At 26.8% G+C, this 24,135-nt stretch carries 22 protein-coding genes; 17 read left to right on the top strand and 5 right to left on the bottom strand.

The genetic code is table 11. The features are described from left to right. Positions 1-73 precede the first annotated feature (73 nt). The 4 genes from galU to M3Z80_RS02830 all read left to right on the top strand — a co-directional run bounded on the left by galU (position 74) and on the right by M3Z80_RS02830 (position 5,771). Positions 74-997 carry a UTP--glucose-1-phosphate uridylyltransferase GalU gene (galU, locus tag M3Z80_RS02845; RefSeq protein ID WP_293917388.1) on the top strand — a complete coding sequence of 308 codons (924 nt, stop codon included), beginning with the start codon at positions 74-76 and terminating at the stop codon, positions 995-997. 500 nt (positions 998-1,497) lie between these two features. Further along, positions 1,498-3,918, top strand: a complete 2,421-nt coding sequence (locus tag M3Z80_RS02840; RefSeq protein ID WP_293917386.1) for a TonB-dependent receptor — start codon at positions 1,498-1,500, stop codon at positions 3,916-3,918. Between the two features lie 24 nt (positions 3,919-3,942). Beyond that, positions 3,943-4,536, top strand: a complete 594-nt coding sequence (locus M3Z80_RS02835) for a hypothetical protein (protein ID WP_293917384.1) — start codon at positions 3,943-3,945, stop codon at positions 4,534-4,536. A gap of 125 nt (positions 4,537-4,661) precedes the next feature. Further along, positions 4,662-5,771 carry an RCC1 domain-containing protein gene (locus tag M3Z80_RS02830; protein WP_293917382.1) on the top strand — a complete coding sequence of 370 codons (1,110 nt, stop codon included), beginning with the start codon at positions 4,662-4,664 and terminating at the stop codon, positions 5,769-5,771. 9 nt (positions 5,772-5,780) lie between these two features. Here the strand turns inward: M3Z80_RS02830 and M3Z80_RS02825 are convergent, their stop codons facing one another. Beyond that, entirely contained in the window at positions 5,781-6,986 is a 1,206-nt protein-coding gene (locus M3Z80_RS02825; RefSeq protein ID WP_293917380.1) for a D-alanyl-D-alanine carboxypeptidase, read from the bottom strand. Between the two features lie 197 nt (positions 6,987-7,183). Between M3Z80_RS02825 and M3Z80_RS02820 the strand changes: the two genes are divergently transcribed. The 8 genes from M3Z80_RS02820 (at position 7,184) to M3Z80_RS02785 (ending at position 13,808) form a co-directional block, all read left to right on the top strand. Further along, entirely contained in the window at positions 7,184-7,546 is a 363-nt protein-coding gene (locus M3Z80_RS02820) for an MmcQ/YjbR family DNA-binding protein (protein ID WP_293917377.1), read from the top strand. A gap of 24 nt (positions 7,547-7,570) precedes the next feature. Beyond that, positions 7,571-8,227 (top strand): CBS domain-containing protein, encoded by a 657-nt coding sequence (locus M3Z80_RS02815; protein ID WP_293917375.1) that lies wholly within the window; start codon positions 7,571-7,573, stop codon positions 8,225-8,227. A gap of 13 nt (positions 8,228-8,240) precedes the next feature. After that, on the top strand, positions 8,241-9,116 hold the full coding sequence (locus tag M3Z80_RS02810) for an NAD kinase (RefSeq protein ID WP_293917374.1): 876 nt from the start codon (positions 8,241-8,243) through the stop codon (positions 9,114-9,116). 302 nt (positions 9,117-9,418) lie between these two features. Continuing rightward, positions 9,419-10,393 (top strand): ribonucleotide-diphosphate reductase subunit beta, encoded by a 975-nt coding sequence (locus M3Z80_RS02805; RefSeq protein WP_293917372.1) that lies wholly within the window; start codon positions 9,419-9,421, stop codon positions 10,391-10,393. Next, positions 10,394-10,687 carry a hypothetical protein gene (locus M3Z80_RS02800; RefSeq protein WP_293917371.1) on the top strand — a complete coding sequence of 98 codons (294 nt, stop codon included), beginning with the start codon at positions 10,394-10,396 and terminating at the stop codon, positions 10,685-10,687. It abuts the gene before it with no gap. Between the two features lie 8 nt (positions 10,688-10,695). Then, positions 10,696-12,345: a ribonucleoside-diphosphate reductase subunit alpha gene (locus M3Z80_RS02795; RefSeq protein WP_293917370.1), complete on the top strand. Its 1,650-nt coding sequence runs from the start codon at positions 10,696-10,698 to the stop codon at positions 12,343-12,345. Positions 12,346-12,495: 150 nt separating this feature from the next. Then, a complete protein-coding gene (locus M3Z80_RS02790) occupies positions 12,496-13,131 on the top strand; it encodes a J domain-containing protein (RefSeq protein WP_293917369.1) in 636 nt (211 codons plus the stop codon). Between the two features lie 98 nt (positions 13,132-13,229). Next, entirely contained in the window at positions 13,230-13,808 is a 579-nt protein-coding gene (locus M3Z80_RS02785; protein ID WP_293917366.1) for a hypothetical protein, read from the top strand. A gap of 60 nt (positions 13,809-13,868) precedes the next feature. On the opposite strand, the gene M3Z80_RS02780 is transcribed toward M3Z80_RS02785, so the two are convergent. Beyond that, positions 13,869-14,276 carry a copper resistance protein NlpE N-terminal domain-containing protein gene (locus M3Z80_RS02780; RefSeq protein WP_293917364.1) on the bottom strand — a complete coding sequence of 136 codons (408 nt, stop codon included), beginning with the start codon at positions 14,274-14,276 and terminating at the stop codon, positions 13,869-13,871. Positions 14,277-14,316: 40 nt separating this feature from the next. Beyond that, complete coding sequence (locus M3Z80_RS02775) at positions 14,317-15,639, bottom strand: dihydrolipoamide acetyltransferase family protein (protein ID WP_293917361.1); 1,323 nt, start codon at positions 15,637-15,639, stop codon at positions 14,317-14,319. 364 nt (positions 15,640-16,003) lie between these two features. On the opposite strand from M3Z80_RS02775, the gene M3Z80_RS02770 reads away from it, so the two are divergent. Continuing rightward, positions 16,004-17,677, top strand: coding sequence for an LTA synthase family protein (locus tag M3Z80_RS02770; RefSeq protein WP_293917359.1), 1,674 nt, complete (start codon positions 16,004-16,006; stop codon positions 17,675-17,677). Between the two features lie 2 nt (positions 17,678-17,679). Here M3Z80_RS02770 and M3Z80_RS02765 read toward each other — a convergent pair whose 3' ends face one another. Beyond that, complete coding sequence (locus M3Z80_RS02765; RefSeq protein ID WP_293917356.1) at positions 17,680-18,471, bottom strand: DUF2797 domain-containing protein; 792 nt, start codon at positions 18,469-18,471, stop codon at positions 17,680-17,682. Between the two features lie 310 nt (positions 18,472-18,781). Here M3Z80_RS02765 and M3Z80_RS02760 point away from each other — a divergent pair, with 310 nt between their 5' ends. Then, positions 18,782-19,342, top strand: a complete 561-nt coding sequence (locus tag M3Z80_RS02760; protein ID WP_293917353.1) for an META domain-containing protein — start codon at positions 18,782-18,784, stop codon at positions 19,340-19,342. 54 nt (positions 19,343-19,396) lie between these two features. Here the strand turns inward: M3Z80_RS02760 and M3Z80_RS02755 are convergent, their stop codons facing one another. Continuing rightward, complete coding sequence (locus M3Z80_RS02755) at positions 19,397-20,029, bottom strand: VanW family protein (protein WP_293917351.1); 633 nt, start codon at positions 20,027-20,029, stop codon at positions 19,397-19,399. A 97-nt stretch (positions 20,030-20,126) separates the two neighbouring features. Between M3Z80_RS02755 and M3Z80_RS02750 the strand changes: the two genes are divergently transcribed. From M3Z80_RS02750 to M3Z80_RS02740, 3 genes are read left to right on the top strand one after another with little or no spacing between them, the layout of a single operon-like run. Then, on the top strand, positions 20,127-21,128 hold the full coding sequence (locus tag M3Z80_RS02750) for a hypothetical protein (RefSeq protein WP_293917349.1): 1,002 nt from the start codon (positions 20,127-20,129) through the stop codon (positions 21,126-21,128). Between the two features lie 11 nt (positions 21,129-21,139). Then, a complete protein-coding gene (locus M3Z80_RS02745; RefSeq protein WP_293917346.1) occupies positions 21,140-22,054 on the top strand; it encodes a glycosyltransferase family 2 protein in 915 nt (304 codons plus the stop codon). 7 nt (positions 22,055-22,061) lie between these two features. After that, on the top strand, positions 22,062-22,961 hold the full coding sequence (locus M3Z80_RS02740) for a glycosyltransferase family A protein (RefSeq protein WP_293917343.1): 900 nt from the start codon (positions 22,062-22,064) through the stop codon (positions 22,959-22,961). Positions 22,962-24,135: the final 1,174 nt, after the last annotated feature.

Genomic DNA, 24,135 nt, shown 5'->3' with positions numbered 1-24,135 from the left:
AAAATATAATAATAAAAATCATTTTATTTTATAAAGTAAGCTAACTATTTTTTTAACCGTTATTTGTAATATTATGAAAAAAGTGAAAAAGGCCGTTATACCGGCTGCTGGCCTAGGTACCAGGTTTTTACCAGCTACAAAAGCATTAGCAAAAGAAATGCTTCCAATTGTAGATAAGCCTACTATACAATTTATAGTAGAAGAGGCAATAAACTCAGGTATAGAGGATATCTTAATAGTGACCGGCAAAGGTAAGCGTCCAATAGAAGATCATTTTGATTCTAATCCAGAATTAGAAGCGAACCTTAGAGAGAAGCATAAAACCGAATTATTAAAATTGGTTGAAGAAACCACAGATATAAATTTACATTTTATAAGACAATCACATCCAAGAGGATTAGGACATGCCGTATTACAAGCAAAAGCATTTGTAGGTAATGAACCTTTTGTGGTAATGCTAGGAGATGATATTATGGAAGATAAAGTTCCATTAACAAAACAATTGATTTTGGATTATGAAAAGACTTATGCTTCTACCATAGCAGTAATGAAAGTTCCTCATGAAGAAACCTCTAAATATGGGATTATTGCTCCAGAAAGAGAAATAGAAAAAGGATTATTCAATGTTCTAAATTTTGTTGAAAAACCTAAGCCGGAAAATGCTCCGAGTGATTTAGCCATTATTGGAAGATATTTATTAACGCCTGAAATATTTAATATATTGGAGAATCAAGCTCCCGGAGCCGGCGGTGAAATCCAATTGACTGATGCTATTGATACCTTAAATAAAATTCAAAGAGTCTTTGCTCGCAATTTTTGCGGAACTCGTTACGATGTTGGAGATAAATTCGGATTTTTAAAGACTAATATTCAATATGGATTAATGCATCCTCAAATTAAAAAAAGTTTGCATAATTATATAATTGAGTTAGGTAAAGAACTTGAAAAAAGTAAAAATTTGGAAAAAGAAAAAATAGTTGCAGATAGTAAGAAATAAGAAAATAAAAAATCTTTCAATCCGTTGAAAGATTTTTTTATTTAAATTTGTTACCAATTATAACCATCAAATTGAAATTCCTTTTTGTAAATAAAATACGGATTATTTATCTTTTATTTTCGATACTATTCGTATTTAAAATTCTTTCTTTACAGGAATATATTCACATAGAGCAACATAAGGTAAAAGAAAACAGTCATGATAATTGTAAGCAATGTCATAACATTTTTCATTACGGAAAATATCAAATATTTGATACCTGTGAAGACTTTAATTTTTCTTTCTTACAAAATGGCATATTGTTTAGCCTATCTAATGAGAAATATGCTTATATATTTTATAAAAATATAAGTAAATCCAACCAATTTAATAGACCACCACCTATACTTTCATAAATAAATAATGCTTATAATCCAGATTTTTAAATACAAACTAATGATCTGCGAATTTACTTTATAATAATATTTATCTTTTAGCAAATATTTTATATTATTTATTATATGGAAAAAACAATAAGAGTTTTTTTTACATGCCTTTTTTTAATATATATTAAGTCTTATGCTCAGTGTACTTTACATTTATCTGGTAAAGTGACGGATATATATACAGGCAGTTCAATAGAGAATGTTACCATTCAAATAATTTCTTCCGAAGGAGAAAAGTTAATTAAAAAAACAGATAGTATAGGGGGATATATAATCAATAATTTATGCGAGGGAAACTATACACTTATAATTTCACATAGAGAATATATCTCAAAAAAAATTGAAATAAAACTAACAACAATTAGTAATAAAGATTTTTCATTAATACGTAATGAAAAAGAGATACAACCGGTTATTGTTATAGGAAAATCTTATGTCAAAACAAGAACAACTGTTGAAAATAAATTATCAAAGAAACAAATTGATGAACTTTTCGAGACAAATTTAGGTACTGCATTGTCCTCAATAGCTGGAGTAAGTATATTAAAAACAGGAAATACTATTGCCAAACCTATCATTCATGGGCTGCATAGTAGTAGAGTTCCGATATTTAATAATGCCATAAGACAAGAAGATCAACAATGGGGAATAGAGCATGCGCCGGATATAGATATTAATATTGCAAATTCTATAACAGTAATTAAAGGTGCCGGAGCCTTGCAATATACCGGTGACGCTACTGGTGGTATTGTTTTAGTTGAACCTAAAAAATTATCAACTAAAGATACATTGATGGGAAAGATGTTAACTTCATATATTTCAAATGGTAAAGGAGGTAATATAACAGCTCAGGTGGAAAAAGGATGGAAAAATGGTTGGGCATATCGATTACAAGGCACTTATAAAAGATCTGGAGATTTATCAGCGCCTCATTACGTCATGTCAAATACAGGACATAAAGAAAACGATTTTTCAACACAAGTGGGCTATAAAAAAGGAAAATATGGGACAGATATTTTCTATAGTTATTTTGGATCTGAAACCGGAATTTTAAAAGCTGCCCACGTCGGTAACATAGAAAATCTTTTGAACGCTATTAATAATAAAAAACCTCTGGTAATTGATGATTTTACTATGAGAATAAATGCACCCAAACAAAAAATTCAGCATAATTTATTAAAGTTCGATGCTTATTATAATTTTATTCTAGGAAAGTTAAACTTGATATATGGATATCAATTCAATAATCGTAAAGAATATGATAATAGAAGAGGGGAGTGGAACGAAAAAGCTGCTCTCAACTTAGATTTAACTACACATACTATTAATTTAGATTTTGAATCAGTTGCAATTAATAAATTCAAGGCCAAAATAGGAAGTTCCTACTTGTATCAAGAAAATTTTCCTAATGCCGGAACCGGAATAAGTCCCTTAATTCCTTTTTATGAGAAGAATAAATATTCATTTTATTGGATAGAATATTTTCATGTAAATAATAATTTAGTTTTAGAAGGAGGAATTCGGTTTGACCATCAAAAGATTGATGCTTTAAAATTTTATAAAAAAAGCAGATGGAATGCATTAGGATACGATAAAAAATATTCAAATAAAATTATTAAAGATACCGGATTAAATTATTTAGTAAATCCGATTCTAAAATTTGATGGATTTGCAGCTACCCTTGGAGCAAAACTAAATTTAGGAATCAGTCATGACATTATATTAAATTATTCGTTAAGTAGCCGTGCTCCTAATCCCAGTGAATTATTTAGTGACGGATTACATCACTCTGCAGCAACTATAGAGTTAGGTGAATTAGGATTAAAAAATGAAAAATCTAACAAAATAATGTCATCTTTTATAGGAAATTTGTTTACCAATAATCTTAATTATGAATTAACATTCTTTTATAATTACATAAATGATTATATAAATTCCATTCCTATCGGCGCGGAATATACTATTAGAGGGGCGTTTCCTGTTTGGCAGTATGTGCAAACCAATGCTGAAATTTATGGAGTTGACATTATGGCAGATTATAAGTTTCTGCCACAACTAAAATTTAACACAAATTTTTCCTATTTAAGAGGTAAAGATTGTACCAATCATTCTTCTTTAATTTCAATGCCGCCGGTAAGATGGATAAATGCAATAGAATATAAAAATCGAAAATGGAAAAATTATTTTGCTAAATTAACCTCTACCTCAGTATTTAAACAAACCCATTATCCGGATACAAATTTTACTGTGGATGTTATAAAAGACGGTACTGAGGTGACAGAATTATTGGATATAAGCTCTCCGCCATCTGCATATCAGCTTTTTGACTTTAATACAGGTTTTTCTCTTGACGTTTCCCCAGTAAATCAATTAGATATATCTTTTGGAATAAAGAATATTTTAGATACGACCTACAGAGACTATATGAATCGATTACGGTATTTTACTGATGAAGTGGGCAGAAGCTATACTATAAAAATACAATATAACTTTTAAAAATTATAATATAAAAGCAAATATATGAAAATTAAAAATTTCACCTTTTTGGTAGTTTTAACATTAATTTTAACCACAATTTTATCGTGTTCATCTAATGATAGAGATGATATTCTAAATTCCATTCCGGAACATGACCATGATGAAATCTCTAAGATAGTATTACGATTTAGAAATAGTGATGATCCGAACTTGATTCGAGAATTTAAATATGAAGTTCCTGATGGGAATACGGAATTCCCAATAACGGATATAAATTTACCTAGAGGAACCTATGAAGCGGAAATAAAATTTTATACCATACATAAAAATCATGAGCATGATGTTACTGATGAGATTTTTATTGATGATGCAGACGATCATTTTGTTTTATACCAGAAAGTAAACTCAAAAGGGCTCAATATTACTTATGCTGATAGTGATAAAATTGATAGATTAGGACAGAAGTTAGGTTATTATACAATCTGGGAAGTAGGAGAGGAAGCAATTTCTAAAATCTACATTTATCTATTACATCAACCGGCAAAAAAAGATCCGAATGTGTCATCTGCAGCATTATTAGGTGGAGAAATTGATTTAGAAGCTCATTTTAATTTAGAAACTCAAAAAAAACAATAAAAAAAATTTTTATACTACAATAAATTTCATACAACTTTTGTTAATAATATAAAAAAATTATAACTGAATTTCATTTATATATTTATTGGTTTATATTTATCACAAAATATAATAGCAAAAGTTGTATGAAATATAATTGTTACTTATTATCCGTTGCAATTTTAATAATCTGTAAAAGTAATGCACAAATTAACGCATGTTGGAAGGTAATATCAGTAAAAAATTACTATAGTTTAGGAATACAAAAAGATGGTACGTTATGGGGATGGGGAAGAAATGATAAAAAACAATTAGGAGACGGATCTGATAAAAATAAGTCTTTTCCATCAGAAGTAGATGTCTCAAAAAATTGGAAAATAATTTGTTCCGGATATAATTATAGTATCGGGATTAAAAATGATAAATCCATGTGGATATGGGGTCATAATGTTAATGGACATTTAAATATTGGTAAGGGGTATACAGAAGCATATCCTACTCAGATTGACCGTTCAAAGTGGAAAAGCGTTTCTGTAGGACAATTTCATTCATTGGCTATTAAAGACAATGGAACTCTATGGGCATGGGGAAGTAATGAAGAAGGACAGTTAGGAGATGGAACTACTGATGATCGTATAAAACCGGTAAAAATTGGAAATGCCAAATGGAAATTAGTTACCGCAGGTTTTAATTTTAGTCTTGGAATACAAGAAGACGGAACGTTGTGGGGATGGGGAAATAATGAAGATGGACAATTAGGTACAGATAGATTTATATATTCTACTATACCCATGCCTATTGGATATAGTAGGTGGAAATATTTAAGTACCGGATTTGACTTTAGCTTAGGAATACAGGAAGATGGAACTCTTTGGGCGTGGGGATATAATGAATTCGGACAATTAGGAGATCAATCTAATAGAGATAAAGATTTTCCTGTACGTATAGGGCATTCAAAATGGAAAATGATTAGTGCCGGTGAATATTATTCTTTAGGAATACAGGAAGATGGAACACTTTGGGGCTGGGGAAAAAATAATAACGGACAAGTTGGAGACGGGACACAGGAGAACAAAAATTATCCTGTTTTATTAGATTATTCAAAATGGGAATCGGTTTCTGCTGGTTATGAGCATAGTTTAGGTATACGTGAAGACGGGAGCTTATGGGGATGGGGTAGAAATGATTTTGGAGAGTTAGGATTGGGAATCGACTTTAGTAGAAATATCCCAACACAGATATCCTCATGCAATTAATATTAGTAGTTAATAATGATCTCTTACATATTCGAGAACTTTTTGAATTTGATTTTTTAGATCCTTGAAAGAATGTTGAAAATTATTGTTCATAAAACTAAAAATCAATACTTTTCCAGAATTTGTTTTTAAATAGCCACTTAAATTATACACTCCCCTCATTGAACCGGTTTTTGCAAAGATGTATGGATTTTTAGACTTAAAATTATTTTTTAATGTACCATTAATACCATTTGTAGGAAATAGATTAATCAATCTTTCATAAGGAAGCTCATTATATAATTTATCCAAAACAAACACAAAATCCATAGGGGTAAAATTATTATATCTAGAAAGACCGGAACCATCAACCCATTTGGGAGTCTGAGGTAAATTATTCAAATAGGTGGAGAGCATATGATTAATGGAGTTTTTACTACTTAACATATTTGTAATGGAGAGACTGCTCATCAGTAAAATTTGCTCAGCAATAAAGTTATCGCTAACAAGCATCATTCTTTTATATAAACTGTCTGATGGAATACTATAGAGAAAATTAATTTTTTCATTCGGCATTTTTTTGCAAAAGAAGATAGGCTTTTCAATTTCAATCTCCAATAATTTTTTTACAAGTGTATCAGATGTTATAAATGGAACTTCTATTTTCTTAGAATTGTAATAATAGAATTCATTTTTTCTTAATTCTCTGGGAAATTCTTTTTTTTGTTTTTTTACCAAATTCATAAAATAATTCGGATAAACTGAATTGTTCTCATTTATGGTTACAGTATTGCCATAAATAGGAAAAACCGTCCTTTCAGGAGAAAAATATTCAGAATAATCTTCCCAAGCCCACCCCGGTCCGTATAAGTGATCATCAAAGTCAGCTGAACAGAAAGCTATCTTTTCAGCTTTTTCCTTTAAAAAATTTAGGACTTTACATTCTTTAAAATAAGATTCTAATAAAGTAGGATCGCCTGTACCGGAAATATATAAAGTATCATTTCTTGAAATATAACGTAAAGAAGGAATGGAATCTTGAATCATTTTTAAACCGGTATATAATGTTAAAATTTTTACATTGGAAGCAGGTATAAAATATTTGTTTCCATTATAATTATAGAGTTCTTTTTTTTCAATAGGATCATACAGATAAAAACCTGTCCAATGATTAAGATAAAATTCGGACTCAAAATGATTATCCAAATATATATTTTGTGAATATATTTGATTCACAATGAAAAAATAAAAAATTATAAGTAATTTTTTTTTCATATTATTATAGTAATAATTTCTAAAATTTATAAATTACTATACAGTAATTATAATTAAATATTTTTTATGTATTTCTTTAGTATGAATCAAAATTACAAATTACCATATAATGAACAAAGGAGCTTTATTAATTTATAAGCTTTATTAACAATAAAAAGATGAATATAGAACAACTAAGAGAATATTGCTTACAATTTCCTGCAAGTGAAGAATGTTTTCCTTTTGATGATAAAACTTTAGTTTTTAAGGTAAAAGGTAAGATGTTTGCATTAACGTATTTATATAAATCAGAGTTAAAAGTGAATTTAAAATTTTCAGAAGATTATTGTTTGAAATTGAGAGAGGAATATTCAGAGATTGAACCAGGTTTTCATATGCATAAAAAATATTGGAATACGGTTAATCTTACTGGAAATTTATCTGATGATTTTATAAAAAATCTTATAAAAGTTTCTTATAAAGAAGTAGTTAATAAATTGACAAACAAACAAAGATCTGAGTTGCAAAATTTTGGTAACTAAAAAATCTTATTATATCTTAGCATAATGATAATTACAAATTATATATCATCAGATGTATTAATTCTATATGAAAATGATACCATTGCGAGAGCTGAGCAATTGATGATTGATTTGGGAGTTAGTCATTATCCTGTTATAAATAAAGGAAGAGTAATAGGTAATATAGGTTTGAATATTGTCAGAGATCTTAAAAAGACAGATATTTTAAAAGATCATCTATTAGATTTAGAACAATTTTATTTGTTTGATAATGCTATACTTTTTGATTCTTTGCATGTATTTAGCGAAAATGAGACCAACTTAATACCGATTATATCCTTTAAAGAAGAATTTTTAGGTGTTGTTCTTGAAGAAACCGTGATTGAAGAATTGGCTTCATTTCAGTTTACCACAGAATATGGTGTGTATATGATTATCTCAACACCTATAAAAAAATACTCAACAAGTGAAATAGCTAATATTGTTGAAAGCAATAATGGAAGAATTTTAGGATTGTTATTAGTAAATACGGATGAAGACTCAACACAAATAGTATTAAAATTAAGCGCAGAAAATATCAGTTCCATAGGGGATACTTTCGAAAGATTCGGATATCAGATTTCTAACAAATACTTTGAAGATTCTAAACAAGAACTTTTAAAAGAGAGGTTTGATCAACTGCAAAAATTTATGGAAGTTTAAAAAGTCTAAATTAATGATAGTAGGTGTATATGGAAAAGTAGTTCACCAAGAAGATTATGAACTATATACTGCATTTTTTCGACAATTAGAAGAAAGGCAAATAATTGTTTATGTATATGAAAGTTTCTTAAGCGAATTAAAAGAAGTGCTAGGCTTAAAAAATTTAAACTTCATTTCATTCACTAAAAAAAAGGGTCTTCCTAAAGAGACTAAATTATTATTTACTTTTGGAGGAGATGGAACTATATTATCCACAGTAGCTTATATAAAAGATTCAAATATACCGATTGTAGGCATTAATACTGGTAGATTAGGTTTTTTAGCAACTTTTCAAAAAAATGAGTTTCTAAAAGAATTGCCACGGATATTGGAGAATAATTGCGGAATAAGCGAACGATCCGTATTAGAAGTGAAAAGTACTTTTCATACATTCTTACCCTATGCTATAAATGAAGCAGCAGTGATGCGGAAGAATACTACATCAATGATAACCATTGATGCTTACGTAAATGATGTATTTCTAAATACTTTTTGGGCTGATGGATTAATAATTTCAACACCAACCGGTTCTACAGGTTACTCTTTAAGTTGTGGAGGGCCTATTATATATCCTAAAGCTGACATATTTGTAATAACTCCTATATGTCCACATAATTTAAACGTACGTCCTTTAATATTAAAAGATGATGTGGAAATTAGACTAAAGGTACATAGCCGATCTGACAAATATTCTTTATGCTTAGATTCCAGATACAATACAGTAGGAATAGAAGATGAAATAGTAATTAAAAAAGCTCCATTTACTATTAAGATTGTTAAGTATAAGAATTATTCATATTTTGAAAATCTTAGAGAAAAATTGAAATGGGGAAACGATTCCAGAAATTAGTTATTTTTCCAATTTGCAATATTATATAAAGTATTTTGTTTATAACTTCTTAATATCTTTTAACAAACTCTTTAATCTTATTATTGAATAATATTTAATTTTAATAACTGGATTGAGAACTATAGTTTTAAGTTCAATTATTTGATAATAAGCTAACTAATATAATCATAAGAATATAAAATTTGAACATAAGACATCGTAACCTCTAAAAAGAAAAAATGGTACCGATTCTTATGAAGGATTTTCTATCTTTTAAAATTAAGTAAATAAAAAATAACAATAAGATAAAAAAATTAAGGATTATGTCAATATTTGATAGAAGAATTAATTACAAACCTTTTGAATACCCTGAAATTTTACAATTTACAGAAGCAATTAATCATGCCTATTGGGTTCATTCAGAAGTAGATTTTACTGCCGATATTCAAGATTTTCATTCACATTTAGAAGATAGAGAAAGAAATTCCATTAAAAATAGCTTATTAGCTATTGCACAGATTGAAGTAGCTGTTAAAAGTTTTTGGGGAAATATTTATCAACATTTTCCAAAACCGGAATTTAACGGATTAGGGAGTACATTTGCTGAATGTGAATTCAGACATTCGGAAGCCTATTCGAGATTATTAGAAGTTTTAGGATATAATAATGAATTTGAAAAATTATTAGAAATACCTGTTATAAGAGAAAGAGTTGAATATTTAGACAATGCTTTAAAATATGCTAAATCTGATGACCGCAAAAAATATGTAGTTTCTCTTATTCTATTTACCATTCTCATTGAAAACGTTTCTTTGTTCAGTCAATTTGCTATTATCTTATCTTTTACGCGTTTTAAGGGACTTATGAAGAATGTAAGCAACATAATTGGCTGGACTTCTGTAGATGAACAAATCCATGCTAATGCTGGAATATATCTCGTTAATAAAATTAAAGAAGAATATCCCGACTTCTTCGATGAAGATACAATAAATCATATCTTGGATACAGTTAAAAAATCTATCATTATTGAAGGAAATATTCTCGATTGGATATTCGAAAAAGGAGAATTAAATACCATTGAAAAAGAAAATCTTATAAATTTTATGAAATTTAGGGTTGATGAAAGCTTACAACAAATCGGTATGGATAGGCTATATAATATAACCTCGGAACAATATAGGCCTATGGCTTGGTTTGAAGAAGAAGTTTTTGCAAATAGCCTAGACGACTTTTTTGCTAAAAGACCTACAGAATATACAAAATACGATAAAAGTATAACTGAAAACGATTTATTTTAAATGGGAGATTTTTATTTAATTAAGGCAAACTTTTTATATCTTGATTTTACGTCAACTATTGAAAAAGAAATTGCTACCAATCTTATAGATAAGGACCGTCATGTATTGGTGCTAGAAGAATTGGAAAAAATATTATTCAGTTATCTTACAGATTTTACTTTATCTGAAATATATGAAATGCCTTTTATTGATGAAGATGGAAAAGATAATGGGTATCTTTTAAGAAGGTTAGCAATAAATAAAGTGACTGGGCTGAAAGGAAAATTAGAATTAATGGTTAAAAGATTAGATTAGATAAAATTATGAGTGAAAAACTTTGGTGGAAAAATTCTGAAAGTGAACAGATATTAAATAGAGGATATCTTCTAAAGGGTGAGACGGTGGAAGGAGCTATCGATCGAATAACTTCAGCCGCCGCTCAAAGATTATATAAACCGGAGCTCAAAGAGGCTTTTCAAGAAATGATTGAAAGGGGATGGATGAGCTTAAGTTCTCCTATATGGGCTAATATGGGAACGGAAAGAGGATTGCCTATATCTTGTTTCAATGTTCACATTCCTGATAGCATAGAAGGAATTACTCATAAATTAGGCGAAGTTATTATGCAAACCAAAATTGGAGGAGGAACTTCCGGTTATTTTGGTGCCTTAAGAGAAAGAGGTTCAGCTGTTTCCGACAACGGAAAAAGTAGTGGTGCAGTAAGTTTCATGAAATTATTCGATACCGCTATGGATACGATTTCTCAGGGAGGGGTAAGAAGAGGTGCTTTTGCTGCCTATCTGGATATTGATCATCCGGATATTGAAGAATTTTTATCTATTAGAGATATTGGAAATCCAATACAAAATCTATTTTTCGGTATTTGTGTTCCTGATTATTGGATGCAGGAAATGATTGATGGAGATATTGATAAAAGAAAAATATGGGCGAAAGTTTTAGAAAGTCGTCAACAAAAAGGATTACCCTATATATTTTTTACTGATAATATAAATAAAAATAAACCACAGGTATATAAAGATAAAGGAATGATTATTCATGCTTCAAATCTTTGTTCTGAAATCATGCTTCCTTCTACAGAAGAAGAGTCATTTATCTGTTGTTTATCTTCCATGAATTTAGAATTATATGACGAATGGAAAGATACTGAGGCCGTAAAATTAGCAGTATTTTTCTTGGATGCTGTTTTGCAGGAATTTATCGTAAAAACCGAAGGAAATTATTATCTTTCTTCGGCTAATAAATTCGCTAAAAAACATCGTGCTTTAGGTTTAGGTGTTCTAGGATGGCATTCTTACTTACAGAAAAATATGATTCCTTTTGAAGGAATGGTAGCAAAACAAAAGACAGTTGAAATTTTCAAATATTTACAAGATAAATCTAATAAAGCAAGTGAAGACTTGGCTAGGATTTATGGAGAGCCTGAATTATTGAAAGGATACGGAAGAAGAAACTCTACGCTACTGGCTATTGCTCCAACCACCTCATCTTCGGCAATTTTAGGACAAACATCACCAGGTATAGAACCATTTAGTTCCAACTACTATAAAGCAGGCCTTTCTAAAGGTAACTTTATGCGTAAGAATAAGTATTTGGATATGTTGCTTACTGAAAAAAACATTAATAATGAGGATACATGGAGAAGTATTATGCTCAATGGCGGAAGTGTTCAACATTTAAAAGAGCTGACCTATGAAGAAAAACAAGTTTTTAAAACCTTTAAAGAAATTAGTCAGTTGGAAATTGTACAACAAGCATCAATAAGACAAAAATATGTTGATCAATCACAATCATTAAATTTAAATATACCTGCTGAGCTTCCAGTGAAAGAAGTCAATCGTTTATTAATTGAGGCTTGGAAATTAGGTATTAAAACATTGTACTATCAAAGAAGTCAAAGTGTAGCCAAAGAGTTAGTGCTAAACTTAGTTAATTGCAGCAGTTGTGAATCATAAATAATATTATTTTCTATCATTTATTTTGAAAGACTACTAAAAAGTGTAGTCTTTTTTATTTTAAAAAGGATGCATATTGAATTTATATTTCATGAATAACTTATCTTTGTATTGAATGATCTTATTTTAATAATAGGCTTAAACATACTAATGAAAGATTTTTATAAAATATTGGAAATTGATTCATCAGCCTCATTAAACGAAATAAAAAAATCTTACAGAAGATTAGCTTTACAATTTCATCCTGATAGAAATTTTGATAATAAACTAAATGAAAAAAAAATTATCGATATTATAGAAGCCTACAAAACTTTATCCAATGAAAAATTGCGTAAAAAATATGATTTAATATACAGAAACAAAATTATATCAACTCAACCAATAACTCCTTATGTTTTCTTGAAAAAAATTCAGGATATACGTAAATTTATTTATGATAAAGGTGCTAACAAAGTAAGTAAAAATGCTTTATATAATTGTTTGGAAAAACTTTTGTCCGATAAAAATATTAAATTTTTACATTTAAATGGTACTCATAATATTTTAAAGCAAATAATAGTGGAGGTTTCAAGATATATAAATTTTTTACAAGATATAGATAAAGATAAAATTATCATCAAACTCTATAAATTAACTGGAGGAAATGATGAAATGATAATATTAGTTAAAGAGACGATCAAACAAAATGAAAATAAATATAATTTTATAAATAGTATAATTTCAAAATTAACTTATAAATTAAAGAAAATGTTTAATTACTTATATAAATTTAGAATTCCTATTTAAACTTTGTATTTTAGCTTGTAAATTGGGATTTTTAATTAACTGATTAGTAAATAAACAAAAATAATTCTTAACTACTTTAAATGATAATGAATATAAAAATGCGAAAGGTATTTTGTATAATAATATTATTACTTACAATAGGTAGTAATACATTTTTTTCACAAAATAAAAGTAATAGTCAATCAACCTCATCCAATCAAAAGAAAAAAAGTTTAATTTTTGGACCTAAATCTGCAGGAAAAATTAAAGATTTATTTTTTACAAATAAAGGATTTAAATTGCCGGGGAAAATTTTGTCAATAAATTCAATAGCGACCTATACAGAAGTAAATTCAATAGAAGGTTCGGGAAATGTATATTTCTGGGATTTCACTAATAGTTTCCAGATAAGTGCTATATCTGAAGGGGAAGGCGAGAGGGGGAATAATGATAAAATTTCCTTAGTAAGTTTCAATTATGGAGGAATAGGCTCAATTGAATTAGCTAATACGATCATTTTAAATAAATCTACTTTAAATTCAATTGAGAAACAATATCCTAAACGTTTAATAAAATTTAACAATTCAAATTTACCTACCTATAAAATTAAGGATGGTAAAATATTTGCTACTTTTTATTTCAATGAAAAAAATATTTTAATTAGCTTATCAATTTCTGATTATGATTTAGAATTCTAAAATTTGCCATTTTAGGCATTAAAATTTAAGCAGATTATGATTTTTTAAGAAAATAATATTTTATTCTTTAATCAAAAATTCTTCTTGGTAATATTTATTTGATTTATCAAGATAATATAGTTTATTCCCCGAAATTCTAAATCGAAATCCGTACTTATCAAGGATAAGTATACAATTATTTTTATCATAACTATAGTTGCCTTTTTCATTAATAACAGGTTCTTTATCTTCTTCAGCAAAAAGTTGGATTTTTAAAGCATAACTTGAATTTCCATATAAGGTCAATTCAACGAAATCACAATCATCGCAGGATATTTGACCTTTATAAGTGCCCGTAATAGATTTTGGAATTTCAGATATATGGTTGATTTCTGAATTTTGATATATATTTTTCTTTTTATCGCAGCTTATAAAAATAATGTTAAAGAAAAATAATATTACATATTTATAAATAGAATAGTTATTCATAGAATAAAAATAATTTTATATTATTTATATTAAATAAATACTAAAACTTTGTATTAAGGTCAAATTTTTCCAAATAATCAGAAACCTTTTTAGCAAAAGCCCCCCCAAGAGCTCCATCTATAACTCTGTGGTCATAGGTATGGGAAATGATCATCATATTTCGAATTCCGATCATGTCACCCTGTGGAGTTTCAATAACTGCCGGTTTTTTTACAATTGAACCTACTGCCATAATCGCTACTTGAGGTTGATTAATAATGGGAGTTCCGGCAATATTTCCAAAACTACCTATGTTACTTAATGTATAAGTTCCTCCTTTAGTATCTTCAGGTTTTAATTGATTGTTTCTAGCACGAACTGCTAAATCGTTTATAGATCTAGCTAATCCTGACAAACTAAGTTGGTCGGCATTTTTAATTACAGGTACTATTAAATTTCCATTAGGTACAGCGGTTGCAATACCGATATTAATATTTTTCCTTTTTATAATAGTATTTCCGTCAACAGAAATGTTAATTAATGGAAAATCTTTTAAAGCTTTAACTATTGCCTGTATAAACATAGGCATAAAAGTTAATTTTACCCCCTCACGTTGTAAGAAGGTATCTTTATTTTTATTTCTCCATAGTACTAAATTTGTGACATCGCATTCAACAAAAGAGGTAACATGAGCAGATATTTGTCTGCTTTGAAGCATATTTTTGGAAATTAGCTTACGCATTCTATCCATTTCAATAATCTCATCCGAATCAGATATGAATGAGGAGGTAGATAAGAATGAGGAATCAAGTGCTTCACTTGTTTTTTCTATAGCTGTTTGGGTATTTTTATCTTTTAAATAAGAAAGTAAATCTTCTTTAGTAATTCTTCCATTCAACCCTGTACCCTGTATTTTTTCAATTTCCGATAGTGATATATTTTCCTTTTTACAAATTGAACGAATCAAAGGAGAATAAAATCTATCTTGTGTTGAGCTAATAGGTCGCAAATTCGAGGTAGAGAGTAGAGGTTTTACCAGTTCTTCAGTGATTATTTCATCAGTAAATGAAGTAGTAATTGTTAAATCGTTATCTTTTTGTAAGGATAATTCAGATTTAAAAGATGTTGAACTTTTATCGATATTATCAATTTCTAATATTGCAAAAGCTTCTCCTATTTTACAAATATCATTTACTTCTTTAAGTTTTTTTAGTAATTTTCCTGAAATGGAGGAGGGCACATCCGAATCGACCTTATCAGTAGCGATTCCAACAATTGTTTCATCTTCTTCTATATAATCTCCTTCATTTTTTACCCATTCGGTAATAGTAGCTTCCATTATACCTTCTCCCATAGGAGGTAATATAAGTTTATATTCAGCCATAGTTAATAATTAGAAAGACAAAACTAGGAAAAAAATATGGAACGACTTCAAAATTTCTATATCATACTAATAAAATGTTAAAATAAAATAAAATTTTTAATAAAATTTTTTTTAAAAAATATAAATTTGTTTATCTAATCATTAGTTCATATATATGTTAATTATGAATTATAAGTTAAGTATAAAACAGTTATTATTTAGACTATTATATTTGATAATTTGTTATCAAATATGTAGAATAATATTCTATCTATTCAACAAAAATTATTTTAAAGACATAAATGTAACTGAATTTATTGGTGGGATACGATTCGATTTGTCAGCTATATTTTTTAGTAATATAGTAGTTATCATATTAAGTACGATGCCTGGAAGTTTTAAGTATAATAAAAATTATCAAAAAATAATTAAAATATTATTCTTTGCAATAAATGCCCTTTGTTTAGGTGTGAATATAATTGATATAAAATATTATATATTTACAAATAAGAGAAGTACATATGCTTTAATTACAGCTTCAGGAATGGAAGGAGACATTCTAAGATTAATTCCTGTCTATTTGTTAGAATATTGGTATATGTTTTTAGGTTATATTTTAGCAATGTATATGTTTTGGAAATGCATACCAGAAATAACATTTAAAGAAAAGAAAAAGCTGGGTATTAAAGATCTTACTATAAGTTCACTCTTTTTTTTAATTTTTGTAGGATTAATTGTAATAGGTGGAAGAGGAGGATTACAAAGAGCTCCAATAAAGACCGTGGATGCTATAAATTATGCAAATTATCCACAGAATACCGCAGTTGTTTTAAACACTGCTTATACAATTCTAAAAACAATTTCTAAAAGGGATAATTTAGATAAAAAAAATTATTTTACTTCTCAAATGGTTAATAAAATTTATCAGCCTATCATTGATATAAAAAATGAAAATAATTTAAAAAAGAAGAATTTAGTAATTATTATTCTGGAAAGTTTCGGAAAAGAAAATATATATAAAAAATTTGGAGATAAGCAATTGACTCCCTTTTTAGATTCATTGCTTACACAAGGCAGATACTACACCAATGCATTTGCAAATGGCTTAAAATCTATAGATGCAGTACCTTCAGTAATCACTTCAATTCCTTGTTTAATGGAAGTATCATATATATCTTCACCTTATTGTTTTAATAAGGTAGATGGATTTAATACCATCTTAAAAAAGCAAGGGTATAATACTTCTTTTTTTCATGGAGCATTTAACGGAAGTCAGAATTTTAATGAATTTGCCCGAATATCAGGGTATGATAGCTATTATGGTAGAAATGAATATAAAGGAAATGAAGGATATGACGGAGTTTGGGGAATTTTTGATGAAGAATTTTTACAATTTGCAATCCAAAATTTTAACACATTTAAACAGCCGTTTTTTTCAACAATTTTTACGATATCTTCACATTCTCCCTATACTATTCCTAAAAAATATGAAAATAAATTTCCAAAAGGAGATAGAGAAATTCATGAAAGTATAGCTTATGCAGATTTTGCTTTAAGAAAATTTTTTCAAACCGCTAAAAAGCAACCATGGTATTCAAATACTGTATTTGTACTAACACCCGATCATACAAGTAGAGGAGGACAAAAAGGCGAATACTTTTCGACTGAAATAGGTAATTATTCAATTCCAATATTGTTATTTGATCCTTCAAATCCAAATTTAAAAGGCACAGAAGATAAATTACTAGGACAAATTGATATATTTCCTGAAGTTTTAACTTATCTCGGCTACACTGGAAAAGTTTTTTCTTTCGGAAATGCCGTTGAAAATAAGGATAGGATAGTAGCAAATTACAATGAAGGAATTTATAGATTTTTAATCAATCAATATTATATAGTTTTTGATGGTAAAAAAATAGTAAGTGTATATGATTACAAAAAAGACAGCTTGTTAAAAAATAAAATTTCAATTTATCCTGAAGAACAATTTCAAATTAAAATAAAATCATATATTCAACAATATAATAATAGGTTAATAGATAACAAACTATCATTATAAATTCATATAATTAAATCGATTACAAAACCTTCATGATTTCTTACATTAAATACCATATTATTATCAAATAGTAAATATTGTCCTTTAATACCTTTGAGAATTCCATCAAATTCGAATGTCTTTTTGAGATTTATAGAATTAATCTTTGAAGGATAAGCAATAACAGGATATTGAAAATTAAAAATTTCATTATCATCAGATATAAAATTTATTAAATTTTCCGGTATGTATTCAATAAGTCGATTTTTAATCGAAGATAAATCTATATATGGGGTTAGTTCACTCAACATTTTTCTAAAATTAGTTTTATCTGAGATATGATTTTTTAGTATGGATTCAATTACTCCAGCTTCATATCTATTGTCTGTTTCCGCTAATTTTATAGCATATTCTGCTCCTTGATCAATCCATCGAATTGGGATTTGTGATTTTCTAGTTACTCCCACTTTCACCCCTCCAGAATTCGCTAAATATACTATATGAGGTTGAAGTTGCGCATTGGATTCGACTATTAAATCTCGATCTTTTATACCAAGATGAGCTTTAGATAATTCTGGTCTAATTATCCATTCTCCTGCATAAGGAGAAGTGAAATAGCAATTTTTACAATATCCCATGGCAAATATTTCTTTATCAAGTCCACATCCTAGGCATTCATAATGATCGAATCGTATTTTAATTTTTTTATCTAAAAGTTGGTTTAAAATAATTATTTCTTGATTAAAATTTAAATAGTATTGAATCGGAGAATCATATTCAGTAATCATTTTTGTAAGTAGCCCAGAGAAATGCATAAGAAATATATTTATAACTGTTTGATAAAAAATGAATTATTGGTACTTGCAAATATAGAAATATGTAATTATTTAATAGTACATAGTTCAGTTTATTTTAAAGATTATAGATGAAAAATTATGAATTTATTCGTTATTTATAATTTTTAATATAAACTTTATAAATTTATATTAACAAAACAAAAGATTCTTACATTTTAAAAATAATTCAAAAAAATATTTAGTATGAAAGGTTTTTTTATATCTTTACCTAATTATTTATAATGATCACAAAAGTTAGTTAATTGTGTACAATACATACTTAAATATTATGAATAAAAGGTTATTAGATTTTTATTTAATTTTCTTAGGATTATTTCCATTTTTTCTCATGACAAGTTGTGGAACTTCTAAAAAAACAGTAGCGGAAAATAGGGAAATAGAGATAAATGTAAATAACAATGAAAATGATAATATAGCTGAAATTAAAAAAATAGTGAAAGTTGATGAAAAAACTGCAACTAAAAACCCTAAAGGAAAATTAGATAGGATAATGGTTTATTTGGGAGATGAAAGTGTTGAAAAATGGCAATTAGTTAAATTTAATTCTCAAAATGCCTCAGAATTTTATGAAAATTTACCTATGATGAGATTTGATGAACCCTGGAAACAGATTTATGGAACTACGGGTTGCAACAAATTTACAGCTTATTATACTAAAGAGAATTCTTTTTTTGACTTAACTAGATTATCATTCACTGAATTACCTTGTAATCAAGATGAAAAACAGTTTCTTAATGCATTACAGAATGCGGATGAAATTAGAGAGGGAGATTCTATTTTATCTTTTCATACCGGTGGCCAGGAAACTTTAGTTTTTGAAAAATATTAAATATAGAATAATCATAAATGATGAGCTTTATGTTTTTGCGTGAATCTTTTATACTTATATAATTTCCTCTTTATATATTGAAACATCTATTGTTCTCCGATTAATACGAGTTAATACTTCTTTTAAATTTTTATAATTTCTATATATAAAATTTACATCGTTAATCATTAAGTTATTAGTACTTAAAATATATCCGCATAATACTTGATTTTTAATTTCAAATTTTAACTTTATCGGAAATTTAAATTCGTTTTTTATTTTTAAATCTTTGCTTCCAAATATAACTTCTGCATCGGCACCTAATGGATAGATTTGTATACTATTATCAAAAATATAATTACTATGGTGATGTCTTTCCATAATAGTTAAACCACTTATTAATGATAAATAATAAATAATACTTGAAAATAGCTCATATTCATTATTTCTAGCAGAACTATATTCTATCGAAGGTTTTCCAATAACTTTCCAAAAAGAGAATATTTGCTTAGGTTTAATCACAACATTATTAATTAATTTTTGAATTTTAAAAATAGTTTCCAATGCAATACCTTGAGAGGGAAATTTATTATTAAGAATAGTATATTCTAAAAATGTCTCATGAGGATATATACATGGATCATTATTTAGTTGTTTGGCATAAGAATTAAAAGAAAAATGTTTTAATAATTTTTTTAATTTATGCATTTGGTCTTAAATTATTATATATAATATTGATTAAATTTAACAAAAAATAATATATTGAAGACTTATATTTGAATTAATTTTACACAAGTTAAGATTTATGAAAAACATTTCTACTTCGAAAATTTTTATACTTTGTCCTGCAAATAATTCTACAGGTGGGCCGGAAGCTCTACATCAATTAAGTCATAAATTAAGGACAAAATTAAATTTAGATGCTAAAATGTATTATATACAAAAAAAATCTAACATAGATCCTAAGCCGAAAGTATATAATATATATGATACGTTAGAAATAGATACCATTGAAGACCACTCAGATAATATAATTATAATACCGGAATCTCTTACCAATTATATTTATAAATTCTATAAAAGTAAAAAGATTATATGGTGGTTGAGTGTTGATTTCTATTCTATTTGCATGAAAAATAGGCATAGAGGATTAAAGTTTTATTTATCAAAATATATAAAAGGCAAAAAAGAGGATAAAGAATATTATTTTGAAAATCTTCCGAATGTATATCATTGGGCTCAATCGTATCGATCTTATTTATTTCTATTGAAGAATAAAGTACCTGTAAATAAGATATCATTTATCTGTGATTATGTCAATCCTCTTTTTTTTAAGATAAGTAGTAAAGAGAATAGTACAGAATACAAAGAAAATATTATTATTTATAATCCTAAAAAGAATAAAAAGGAAATACGTAAAATAATAAATAAAAGCTCACAATTTAAATGGATAGCCATAAAAAATATGACTCCGATGGAAGTCGTAGAGACCATGAATAAAGCAAAAATTTACGTTGATTTTGGATATAATCCAGGTAGAGATAAAATGTTGAGAGAATCTTCAGTCATGAATTGTATAATAATATCCGGTAAGGGAGGATCTTCGTTATATCAAAAGGATTTAAATATTCCAGAGGAGTATAAATTTGAATTTATCAAAGAAAATTATTCTAAAATTATTTCTAAAATAGAGCAATCTATTGAAAATTATGAAAAATATATTATAGATTTTGTTGAATATAGAAAAGAAGTTTTGGAGGAAGAAACGCAATTTGAAAATCTGTTAAAAGTTATTTTTTCAAAATAAAAAAAGTTAAAATGATATCAGTTATAATACCTATTTACAATGTAGAAAAATATCTTGGAAAATGTTTAGATTCCATAATAAAACAAACCTATACCAATTTAGAAATATTATTAATTAATGATGGGTCTACTGATTCAAGTGGGACTATTTGTGATGAATATGCTAAAAAAGATTTAAGAATCAGGGTTATTCATCAAATCAATAAAGGTTTATCTGTGGCTAGAAATAAAGGTTTGGATGAAGCTAAAGGTGATTATATCGGATTTATAGATCCTGATGATATAATATCTCCTGAATTTTACAAAATACTACATAAAAATTTAGTTGAAACCGATAGCGATATTTCTTTATGTAATTTTCATAGTTTTACCGATATTAAAGAAATAAATGTAAATGTAAATAAAAATTATTTTAAAAGTATAACCTATAATGGGGCTGATTTTATTGAAAGTTTTAGATATAAGAATGATACGGTTCGTTATGTAGTCGTATGGAATAAACTTTACAAAAAAAAAATATGGGATAATTTACGATTTCCGGTTGATGTTAGAATAAGTGAAGATGAGTATGTTTGGTATAAATGTTTTTACAAGTCAAATAGGATAATTGAAATTGATCTAATGCTTTATTATTATTTTAAAAGAGATGATAGCATAACCAATAGAGTATATCAAGAATATTCATTTAAGAAAGAGATTTCTTATATTGAAGCATTAAAAGATAGAATTTATTTTTGTGAAAATAATAATTTAACTAAATTTTTAAATAATACTCGAATTTATAGAAATAAATTACTTAGAAAAATATATATAACAACGCCTCAAAATAAAGTTCCGGAATATATCAAAACAGAAATTTATAAAAATCTAAAATATATACCATATATTAAAAGAGTAAAAATATACTTGAAAAATATTTTCAAATAGAATATTTATGTTCACATATACTATCATAATACCTCATAAAAATACGCCACAATTATTGCAAAGATGTTTAGATTCAATCCCGATAAGAGTAGATATTCAAATAATAATTGTAGATGATTTTAGTGATTCAACTATTGTAGATTTTAATAACTTTCCAGGTAGCAATAGATCAAATGTTGAAATTTACTTAACCAAAGAAGGAAAAGGGGCTGGCTATGCGAGAAATGTTGGACTAACAAAGGCTAAAGGTAAGTGGATTTTGTTTGCAGATTCTGATGATTTTTTTAATAAAAATTTTATTGAGCAAACAGATAAATATATAAATGGAAATAACGATATAATTTATTTTTTGGCTAATAGTGTAGATAGTGACAGTTTAGTTAGTGCAGAAAGACATCTATATTTAGTTAAAACACGTAAAAAATATTATAAGAAATTAAAATCAGATAGATCTAAAGCAAAAGATCAATTAATTTATAAAAATTGGGAGGCTTTTGCTAAGATGTTCAGAAGAAGTTTCATTGAAAAAAATAAATTAAATTTTGAGGAAGTAAAAGTAGGTGAAGATGCATTATTTGTTATTAAAGCAGGAAAATTATCCAATAATTATGCAGTGGATGACTTTCCCATTTATTGTATTACTTATAGAAATACTAGTGTATGTTATAAATTAGATACAGAAAATGAATTTGATAATATGTTTATGGCTAAAATTAGAATAAATAATTATTTAATGAAAATGAATAAAAGTAAATTTACTGTTGATCTTGATAAGGACTTGCTATTATCTTATAATTACGGAGGTAAGAGAAAAATGAAACAAACTTTTAAATTAATAGGTAATAATAAAAATAAAATGCGTTTTAAAACCTATTTAAAATATTATTTAAAATTATTTTTCTTTTAATAAAATATATTGGCTAAATAAGGGAAATTATTTAATATAAAATATTTTTTTCTTAGTTCTTAATAAATTTTTAATGTATAGAATTTCATTTTTTTTAGAATTAGTTTTTTCATGTTTTTTTTAGATAGGTTTTCATAATAATTATCTAAAAAATATATTCTTTGCTGTAATGTTACGTTAAATTGTATAAATATTAATATTGATAAATTTTATGAAAATTCCTTATTAAATTAAGAGTTTCAATATAATTTGGATATTTTTGAATTATTTTTTATTTATCTTTAGAACTCATAATGCTATCCGCTCTTTGAAAATAATAATTTAAAGATTCAAGTGTCATATTTATGTAATCACATTTATGAAATACCTCATATATAATACATTCATCCTCATGATATTTACCTTTGATAAATCTTAAATTATCCCATAATTCCCTTATATATAATTTGTTTAACATTACGATAGTTTGAGGTACATATGCGTAATTATAAAAATCATTTAAGATATAATCCTTTGGAATCATAAATCAAAATTATACAAACAGTATTCATCTTCAAAACTAATGTTAGAGTTGGTTCGAAATTTTTTATAATTACAAAAAACTAAATGACTTTTAATTTTCTGCAAAGTTTTATATAAAATTTCATAATATCTTAAACTTATAATATCATTAGGGTCGATAAATATATTCACGGCCATATCTAAGCCTATATTACGCGCATCATATATACCTTCCATTTTCTTTATGAAATGTTACAATTCGTGAATTTTTTTGAATATTTATTACAAATAGTTCTAACTATAATCGGTATATCCATTTATTAATAAAATCACAATATTTTTATAAGTTTAATTAAATAACTAAATCTAAGTATGTCGTAATGTAATTTTCGACGATATAAATAGGTATAATTATAGATATTTTTTTAAATATATCAGTTATTTCGAAATATCTTACAGACGTTATTACTTAATTTAGGAAATAAATTTTGGTATTATTATTGACACCTAACCATGATCCTGAGAAATTATGAATACTATATGTATTTTCATTGTTATTAAAAATGTTTGGATCATCCCATTTTTTAGGGCTAAAATAATCTACAGAAATGAAACATATTTCATTTTCATTTTCAGAATAGAATTAACATTTGAAATAGATTTTATACTTATA

Source organism: Apibacter sp., from assembly GCF_025291155.1.
Taxonomy (GTDB): Bacteria; Bacteroidota; Bacteroidia; order Flavobacteriales; family Weeksellaceae; genus Apibacter.
The sequence above is the reverse complement of the archived record's forward strand: the minus strand, read 5'-3'. Positions and strand labels throughout refer to the sequence as shown.